8 protein-coding genes are annotated in these 8993 nt (G+C 43.7%); 6 read left to right on the top strand and 2 right to left on the bottom strand.

Going from position 1 to position 8993, the window contains the following annotated elements; all coding sequences use genetic code 11:
- Both Q0241_RS10835 and Q0241_RS10830 read left to right on the top strand, forming a co-directional pair.
- Positions 1-548: TetR/AcrR family transcriptional regulator (locus Q0241_RS10835; RefSeq protein WP_299377235.1), on the top strand; the 548-nt coding region annotated here is incomplete at its 5' end.
- Entirely contained in the window at positions 532-870 is a 339-nt protein-coding gene (locus tag Q0241_RS10830) for a TfoX/Sxy family protein (protein ID WP_299377233.1), read from the top strand. The genes Q0241_RS10835 and Q0241_RS10830, both read left to right, overlap by 17 nt.
- An 85-nt stretch (positions 871-955) precedes the next feature.
- Here the strand turns inward: Q0241_RS10830 and Q0241_RS10825 are convergent, their stop codons facing one another.
- Together Q0241_RS10825 and Q0241_RS10820 are read right to left on the bottom strand one after the other, a co-directional pair.
- Positions 956-2422, bottom strand: a complete 1467-nt coding sequence (locus tag Q0241_RS10825; RefSeq protein ID WP_299377231.1) for a malonyl-CoA decarboxylase — start codon at positions 2420-2422, stop codon at positions 956-958.
- 192 nt (positions 2423-2614) lie between these two features.
- Positions 2615-3550: a cation diffusion facilitator family transporter gene (locus Q0241_RS10820; RefSeq protein ID WP_299377229.1), complete on the bottom strand. Its 936-nt coding sequence runs from the start codon at positions 3548-3550 to the stop codon at positions 2615-2617.
- 282 nt (positions 3551-3832) lie between these two features.
- On the opposite strand from Q0241_RS10820, the gene Q0241_RS10815 reads away from it, so the two are divergent.
- The 4 genes from Q0241_RS10815 (at position 3833) to Q0241_RS10800 (ending at position 8972) form a co-directional block, all read left to right on the top strand.
- Positions 3833-6130 carry a penicillin acylase family protein gene (locus tag Q0241_RS10815; RefSeq protein WP_299377227.1) on the top strand — a complete coding sequence of 766 codons (2298 nt, stop codon included), beginning with the start codon at positions 3833-3835 and terminating at the stop codon, positions 6128-6130.
- A 30-nt stretch (positions 6131-6160) separates the two neighbouring features.
- Positions 6161-7381, top strand: a complete 1221-nt coding sequence (locus Q0241_RS10810) for a threonine ammonia-lyase (protein ID WP_299377225.1) — start codon at positions 6161-6163, stop codon at positions 7379-7381.
- Between the two features lie 104 nt (positions 7382-7485).
- On the top strand, positions 7486-7785 hold the full coding sequence (locus Q0241_RS10805) for an HdeA/HdeB family chaperone (RefSeq protein WP_299377223.1): 300 nt from the start codon (positions 7486-7488) through the stop codon (positions 7783-7785).
- Between the two features lie 14 nt (positions 7786-7799).
- Positions 7800-8972, top strand: coding sequence for a PLP-dependent aspartate aminotransferase family protein (locus Q0241_RS10800; protein ID WP_299377221.1), 1173 nt, complete (start codon positions 7800-7802; stop codon positions 8970-8972).
- Positions 8973-8993: the final 21 nt, after the last annotated feature.

The raw sequence follows: 8993 nt of genomic DNA, 5'->3' as shown, positions 1-8993 counted from the left end.
TTCGTGAAAAAGGGTATGAAGCAACCACGGTTAAAGACCTAGAAAAGGCTACGGGTTTAACATCGGGAAGCCTTTATAATTCTTTTGGCGGCAAGGAATCTCTTTTTGATATCGCGATTGGTTATTACAACAATAATGTTGTGCGAAATAGGATCAGCAGATTTTTGGATCAGGCAGATGATCCGCTTGCGGGTTTGAAAGATCTTTTCCATTCGTTACTTAATGAGCTTGGTGGTCAGGAAAATGGATGTTTATTAACCAACACGGCAGTCGAATTTAACAACAGACGCAGACATATAACGCAAGAACTAGATACTGGATTTTCCCTTTTAGAAGCTGCGTTCAAAAGACAGATTATTCGTTGTGCCGAAAAAGGACAAATAGCCAAGCACCCTTCCCCTCAACAAGCAGCCACACGCCTGCTCATTTTTTACCAAGGTATTCTCGTTCTGGTTCGGGCGGGACTGCGGCGCAAAGAAATAGAGCAGATCATCAATGATGAAGTGGATATGATTTTGGGAAAGCGTCTTAATGCTGCAAAAGCCTGATGATCATAAGAATAACTTCTCTCGGTATATTCTGGAACAACTTGAACCGTTGGGTGACTTAAAAATAGGACGGTTCTTTGGTGGCAAGTCAATCAAATACAAAAACAAGCAGTTCTGTATGATCATGAAAAACAGGCTGTATTTCAGGGTCTGCCCGGACAGCCTTTCTGAATACCTGAATTATGGATCAGAGCCTTTTAGCTATTTAACAAAAAACGGTCGGGTACAGGTCAAAAAATATTACGAAGTCCCTACCGACATTCTGGATGATATTGACGGATTAAGGGCGTGGGCAAAACGCGCCATCAAAGCTACGTTATAAGGAGCTACGATTAAGACGTTAGGTTCTAAAGGGCCTCGTTTTAAATAGCGGTCCCTCACCTTCTGTTAAATTTGGATCTCGTACTTTATCCGGCAATTGTACGTTTTAACTTTGCAAAAGTACTTTCTGCACCTAACTCACCACCGAGCTGCTTTAGATAGCTCCGCACCTGTGAGCTCATAACAACAGAGCCGTCGTTCATAAACCTTTCGTGGTTTTTCTCGATATCAGCCAGATCATAACGGTAGTTGACCATAATGCCGCTTGCTTGCGATATTCCTTTTTCAGACGTATCACCCAACCAGTTGATCTGGTTTAGCTGTGCACCGTTTTTAAGATGGAACCGTGCCACAGGATCCAATGCGCGGCCTTTATGATCTTTTTCATGGAAATAAGCGACGCACAAACGGCTGAGCGGACCGCGTAAAAGCTCGCTGAGTTCTTTATCCTCATACCAGTTTTGGTCTTGAAAACAGAGAAAAATAGCAGTCTTGGCAACATCCGCCCCTGTCTTTGCCTTTAGACGCTCCATTTCATCACTTGTGACGGCGTCTTCGTAGAAACTAGCATCCAGATCGGCAAGCCATGCCCTGAAACCGGGAACAGGCGACAAGGTCGCATAGGTTTTTATCCACGGCATTTCATGGGACAGATGTTGCACAACCTGTTTGATCAGGTGTTCACCAAAGGATATACCGCGTAATCCGGTTTGCGTATTGGTTATGGAATAGAAAATAGCCGTGTCTGCATTTCGTGGGTTCCCAAGTGGCGCTTCAACGTCTAATAGCGCTTGAACATTTTTTGCCAAACCCTTCACCAACGCAACCTCGACAAAAGCAAGGGGTTCATCGGGCATACGGGGATGGAAAAGCGCGTAACAACGACGGTCTGAATCCAGACGATTTCGAAGGTCTTCCCAGGAATCTATTTCATGTACTGCTTCGTACGCGATCAGTTTCTCTAAAAGTGCGGCAGATGTATGCCAGTTCATTTCAACCAGATCGAGAAAGCCTGTATCGAACCAAGAATTCAAAAGTTGTTGTAGATCACGATCCAAAGCGTTGAGATAAGGGTCTTTGCCTTTTATCTTTAAAAGATCATCCCGGATATCAACCAGAAACTTCACGCCATTGGGTAAGGCATTGAATTGCATCAATAGCTTTAATCTATCAGGGGCAGAAGCCTGTCTTAGATGATAGGCGGCGATGATACGTTCGGCTTCGTCTTTTGCTGTTTGGTACTCATTGATGGTTGATTTAATCAGATCATCATTGGCACAAAAATCTTCTGCAAGCGTTTTTAGAAAAACACGCTTTCCATCAAGATCAAGGTCCAGATAGGTTCTGCCAAGATCCGCTGTCCGCATTCTGGCAGAAACATCACCACCCGGACCATTCAGGCATTCATCCATCATTTTTTTGATGTTTTTTGTCTTAACGGACGAATCAGAACTAGAGAGTCCAACGCTGCGCGCGGCCGTCTGGGCGATATCCCGCCATGCACCGGATAGCTGTGATAAAGTACTTACAGTTGCCAGATTTTCGTTCGCCATCATTAATACCCTTAAAGATCAGAATGTGCTCAATCACACTTGATGATGATCCTGATATATTCAAGACCAATACAAAAGCTTTCGACCAACTTTTAAAGCCCCTTGTTAGAGCAATACAACTTAATAGCAGCAAAACTATGATTGCCTTAAGTTAGCTCGATGAAAGCATGGAACGGGAACTTTTTTATTGTGCTAGTTGCTGTTCGCAGCCCGATTGTGCGCTCTCCAACTCTGTGCTTCGATGAAGACCTTCCTGACATCGGCATGTGTGGTTCTGATTTGCCGTTCCATTTTGGAAATAACGGCTTCTACTTCCTGCGATGAAATATCATCCTTAAAGTCAAGCGACAGAGTAACCAGAATATCCATGGGACCATTTTGTAGTGAAAGGATTTCGTTGGTTCTAAGCACTTCTGGATGATGGGCGATAATGCGACGGATTGATCTTTCAATTTCCGGGTCAGCCCCTTCACCGATTAAAAGTCCTTTTGTCTCGTAGGCCAAAACCCACGCGATGGTAGCAAGTAAAATACCAATAATGACAGACGCAACACCATCGAGTTCAGGAATATCCAACCACAAGCCTAGGCCAAGTCCAATCAATGCGACCATCAACCCTAGCATAGCAGCAGAGTCTTCTAACAAGACCGCAAAAATTGACGGATCTTTACTTGCTGCAACAGCTGCAAAATAATTACTTCCCTTTACGGACCTTTTAAATTCTTTGAAGGCAATATACCAGGCAGCCCCTTCAAAAACGAGCGCGGCGCCGAGCACAACAAAGTTAACCATAGGGTTTTGTATCGGCTCTGGATCCATAATTTTATGGATACCTTCGTATATGGAAACACCTGACCCCACAGCGAAAACCAATAAGGCAACGACAAAGGCCCAGAAATACAATTCACGACCATACCCATAAGGGTGTCTTTGATCCGGAGAGCGTTTTGCACGATGCAAACCGTAAAGCAACAACCCTTGGTTCCCAGTATCTACCGCTGAATGGATAGCTTCGCTGAACATAGCAGAGCTGCCTGTGTACGCAGCCGCAATTGCCTTTGTTATTGCAATCAAGCCGTTTCCGGCCATTGCTGCGAAGATGACCATTTTGGATGAATTTCCGGCCATGCCTGTTCCCCTTTATCACGAACAATTTCAAGGTCCGTTATTACAATCGGCCCATTGATCTGATTTGGTTCGTGTCTTGAAATAGAAATCAAATAAGAAGCGACATAATAAGGAACATGTGACAAGGTTCAATCACCTTCTTAGACATTCTAATTTTTACTCTCTGATTTTATTTGTATGCCGTACGGATTAATGATGCCTCGTAAACTTAAAATTCTCTTTTTGAGCCTTGCTGGAATATTCCTCTGTCTCTTTCTGTTTATGACAGGAATGTTCTTTTGGATGCGCGGATCTCTCCCGCAGCTTACAGGTAGTATCCAGATAGAGAGCTTACAAAAGAAGGTCGAGGTTATTCGCGATACGGACGGGCTGGTAACCATCAAGGCTCAAAACACAAGCGATGCATACAAGGCACTTGGCTTTGTCCACGCACAGGATCGGCTTTGGCAAATGGATTTCATGCGCAGAGCTGGTTCGGGAAGACTGTCAGAAGTCGTTGGTGAAGCAACGCTGAATATCGACAAGTTTATGCGTACTTTGGGTTTTCAAAAGCTTGTTGAATCAAACTATGAAATGCTACCCCCCAAAGTACAAAAAGCTTTTGAAGCCTATAGTGCTGGCGTCAATGAATACATCAGTAATCATGCATCAACGCTTTCACCTGAATTCCATCTATTAAACTACCAACCAGAAGAATGGAGGCCGACAGATTCCTTGTTATGGGGACGGCTTATGGCGCTCCAGCTTTCTGATAATTTTAACCGCGAACTCTTGCGCCAAAGGCTTCTACAGCATCTGCCGACTGAAGACATAGATGACCTTTGGCCTCAAGATAATAATGATCCGACGATTATCCCTCAGTTGGACCTGTCTAAAGCTTCTCAAAAAGAAATCTTTGCTGGGGGGCACCCCCTACCCTGGACCTTAGCACCGAAAGATGCATCAAATGCATGGGTCGTTTCTGGCGATAAAACTGCAACGGGGAAACCAATTCTGGCCAACGATCCTCATCTTGCCTTGGATGCGCCGGGTCCTTGGTATCTGGTTCGAATAGAAACGCCAGATTACACCTGGGCCGGGGCAAGTTCCCCGGGTGTTCCTTTTTTGGTTCTTGGGCATAACAGCCATATTGCCTGGGGTTTTACAACGACACACAGTGATACTCAGGATCTGTTTATTGAACAGGTTAATCCGGATAATCCGAACCAATATCTGACACCTGAGGGATATAGGGATTTTGAGGAAACGACCGAGACAATATTAGTTAAGGATCAACCTTCTCAAGCATTTCCGGTGCGTAAATCACGCCATGGACCAATCCTTACTCCTGTACTGAGTAATTCCCCTATATTGAATAACTCTGGCAACAAAACAGATGAACATCTTTTAGCTCTTGCCTGGACTGCACTACGCGAAGACGACCTGACAGCTCAGGCTCTGTATGACATCAACTTTGCAACAGATGCCAAAGACTTCGCACAAGCCGTAGAGAATTTTCATTCTCCTCAACAAACATTGGTCATGGCAGATCGTCAGGGTAACATTCAATTAATGGCACCGGGGCGAGTTCCGGTTCGACATCAAGGTGATGGCCGCTACCCTGTTGTTGGTTGGACGGGCACAAATGATTGGATCGGGATCGTTCCGTTCAAGGATCTGCCACAAAGCTTAAACCCCCGCGATCAGAAGCTCGTTACTGCAAACAATAAGCTTATCGGCAATGATTATCCTTACTTGATTGCAAAAGATTGGCCCAATTCTTATCGCGCAAGGCGAATACATCAACTGCTTGATAAAAAAGCTAAACTGTCCGTAGATGATAATTTGGCTATTCAAATGGACACGCGATCTATTGCCGCATTGGAAATATTAGACATTTTATCCGATACACCTGCGGCTGATCTGAAAAGTGAAGCCATAAAACAAAAACTTTCACGTTGGGATGGGCAGTTAACTCTAGATGCAACTGAACCAGCCATTTTTTATCACTGGATATATTGGTTAAACCGGGCCGCTTTTGGAAACCTTCCTACAGATGCAAGTTCTTTTCAAACACCAAATATTTTACGCTTACAAAGGCGGTTAGTTGAAAGTCCTAATTCTTGGTGTGTATATGGGGAAAAGCTCGTCAATGAAGATAACTGTGTCGCCCAGATGACAGAAAGCCTGCGCAGAGTTGCTTCTAATTATACTCAACTGGAAAAAGACAATACTTGGGGAGAGTTACATTCAACAACTTTTCAACATCAAATTTTTGATAGAATTCCGATTTTAGGTGAGCTATTAAAACTAAAGATCGCCACGCCGGGCGGGCATGACACGGTTAATCGTGCAAGCCCGTCAATGAAAAGTGGTGATTTATGGCGTTTTCCGAATGTTCACGGCCCCTCTTATCGGGCAGTTTATGATCTGGATAACCTTGATAATTCAAGGTTCTTAATTGCAACAGGACAATCGGGGAACCCACTGTCAAAGTTTTACGGTAATTTCCTATTACGTTGGCGCGATGGAAATTATGTGAAACTGGATGGGAAAAACACAAGTGGTCAAAATCAGCGTTTAATGCTGAATAATAAATAAGAACTAAACTAAAAAATTAGGATTGATAGGGTGACAGTAACAATAGACGATATCCGACAAGCGGCGGATGAAATACGCGGTGATGTGGTTAGAACACCCTTTGTGCATGCTAAGCGGCTCTCTAAAATACTTGGATGCGAGCTTTACCTTAAATTGGAAAGCCAGCAATTTAGCGGATCATTTAAGGACCGTGGCGCTCTTTATCGCATTAAAAACCTGACAGACGCGCAAAAAGAAAAAGGTGTAATAGCTATGTCTGCGGGTAACCATGCACAAGGCGTTGCTCTGCACGCTAATCGTATGGGCATACCGGCCACAATTGTTATGCCTGAAACGGCCCCGTTCAGTAAGATTGAACGAACCCGTGCTCTTGGTGCCAAGGTTATTCTGTCAGGTGAAACTTTAGATGATTCTCGCAAGGTTGTTGATGAAATCGTTGCAAAAGATGGCCTGACTTTTGTTCATCCCTATGATGATGAGCATGTGATTGCTGGCCAAGGAACAATTGGCTTGGAAATGTTGGAAGAACAACCCGATCTGGACGCAATTATCGTTCCTATCGGTGGCGGCGGTATCTTGTCTGGTATTTCGCTGGCGGCAAATGCGATCAATCCAGATATCAAGCTCTATGGCGTCGAAGCGAACCTTTTTCCTTCTATGTCACAGGCTATAAAACATCAGCCGGCGACTTCTGGTGGCTCAACAATGGCGGATGGTATCGCCGTAAAAGAACCCGGTATTATTACCCGCGAGATCATTGACCAACTGGTAGAAGAAATTTTTCTTGTTGATGAAAGTCAAATTGAAACAGCTATCCTGACCCTTGTCGAAGAACAGAAGGTTGTTTCAGAAGGTGCAGGAGCAACAGGTGTTGCCGCTATTTTAAACAATCCGGAAAAGTTTAAAGGCAAAAAAATTGCGACGGTTATCTGTGGCGGTAATATCGATGCACGAATGCTGTCTGGCCTATTAATGCGCGGCCTGATGCGAGACGGCCGCTTAGTTCGCATTAGGACCGAAATGGTCGATCAACCCGGTTTGTTAGCAAAAATATCGAGTGAAATCGGGAAAGCCCGCGGCAATATTATCGACGTTATGCATCAAAGACATTTTTATGATGTGCCTGCGAAAATGGTCGAAATAGATTTTATCATTGAGACCCGGGATAGCGAGCATGTTGACGAAATTGTAGAATGCTTATCAAAAATGGGTATTTCAACACGAATTTTATCTTCTAGATCAACGGATTAATTCTACCTTGATGTTTTTCCACTAAAAGGGGCTTTTGCCCCTTTTAATCAGCGTGTCGTCAGGTTGCGGGCACTATCTTTTCATTTTTTGAAAGGATAACAACAATGAAGTCCCGTAATAAAGTTCTTATCGTTTTCTCGTTCATTACATCACTATTTACTTTTACCTCGCCACTTGTAGCAGAAGAGGTTTATTTTAAAAATATTACATGCTCTGCATTTGATAATACTGACGAACTGATGTCTTTTGCCTTTTGGTTAGATGGCTATTTTTCTGGAACCCTAAAGAAACAAGTCATAAACGAAAAGGGCATTGAGTTTATTCTGGAAAAAACGCTTGCCGCTTGCCAAAACAATCCGAAAAAGGCAGTGTTTCAAATAATTCATGACCTAAAATCACCTTAACTTAAAGTAGTTTAATGACTGATAGCTCCCATAAAACAAACAGGCTTTCTTTTGCAACCCGCACAATTCACGCGGGACAAAGTCCAGACCCAAGTACAGGGGCTATCATGCAACCAATTTATGCGACCTCTACTTATGTACAGGACGGATTGGGTGTGAATAAAGGCTATATGTATAGCCGTACAGAAAATCCGACCCGCCAAGCTTATGAGCGTTGTATAGCTGATCTAGAGAGCGGTGAGCTAGGGTTAGCTTTTGCATCGGGTCTTGCCGCAATTAGTACCGCATTAGATTTGTTGGATTGTGGTTCCCATGTTATTGCTATGCACGATCTTTATGGAGGAACACATCGTTTATTTCGTGATGTACGTCCTCGTTCGGCAGGTTTAGATATCGATTTTGTTGATTTAACATCAATTGATGCCCTGAAAGATGCTCTGAAACCAGAAACAAAAATGATCTGGATAGAGACACCAACCAACCCTCTTCTTCAGCTTGTCGATCTACAGGCTATAGCTTCTATTGCCAAACAACACGGCATAATAACGGTCTGTGATAATACCTTTTGTTCTCCGTGGGTTCAGCGCCCGCTAGAATTGGGGATTGATATGGTTATGCATTCGGCAACTAAATATCTAAATGGCCACTCTGATATGATTGGGGGTGTCTTGGTTGTCGGTGAAAACCCTGAACTATGTGATAAAATCAAATATTTACAAAATGCATTGGGGGCAATTCAGGGACCTTTTGATTCTTTCCTTGCGCTGAGAGGCCTGAAAACACTTGCATTACGTATGGAACGTCATTGTCATAATGCGCTGAAAATCGCACAGTTTCTGGAAAACCAAGATCAAGTTGAAAGGGTCTGGTACCCCGGACTGCCGAGCCACCCACAACATGAACTGTGTAAGCAGCAAATGAAATCAGGCGGCGGTATTGTCACGTTCACCCTCAAAGGTGGATTAGAAGAAAGCAGACGCTTCCTTGAGCGAGTTGACCTTTTTGCTCTCGCGGTAAGCCTGGGTGGTGTAGAAAATCTGGTTGAACACCCCGCATCCATGACCCATGCTGCAGTGTCACCAGAGCACAGACAAGCAATTGGTATAACAGATAATTTGATAAGATTATCTGTTGGCGTTGAAGATAGTAATGATCTAATTAATGATTTAAAATTTGCACTTAAGTAATTAAAATAAAACCTTATAGGC

This window comes from uncultured Kiloniella sp. (assembly GCF_937128705.1).
Lineage (GTDB): Bacteria > Pseudomonadota > Alphaproteobacteria > Kiloniellales > Kiloniellaceae > Kiloniella.
The sequence above is the reverse complement of the archived record's forward strand: the minus strand, read 5'-3'. Positions and strand labels throughout refer to the sequence as shown.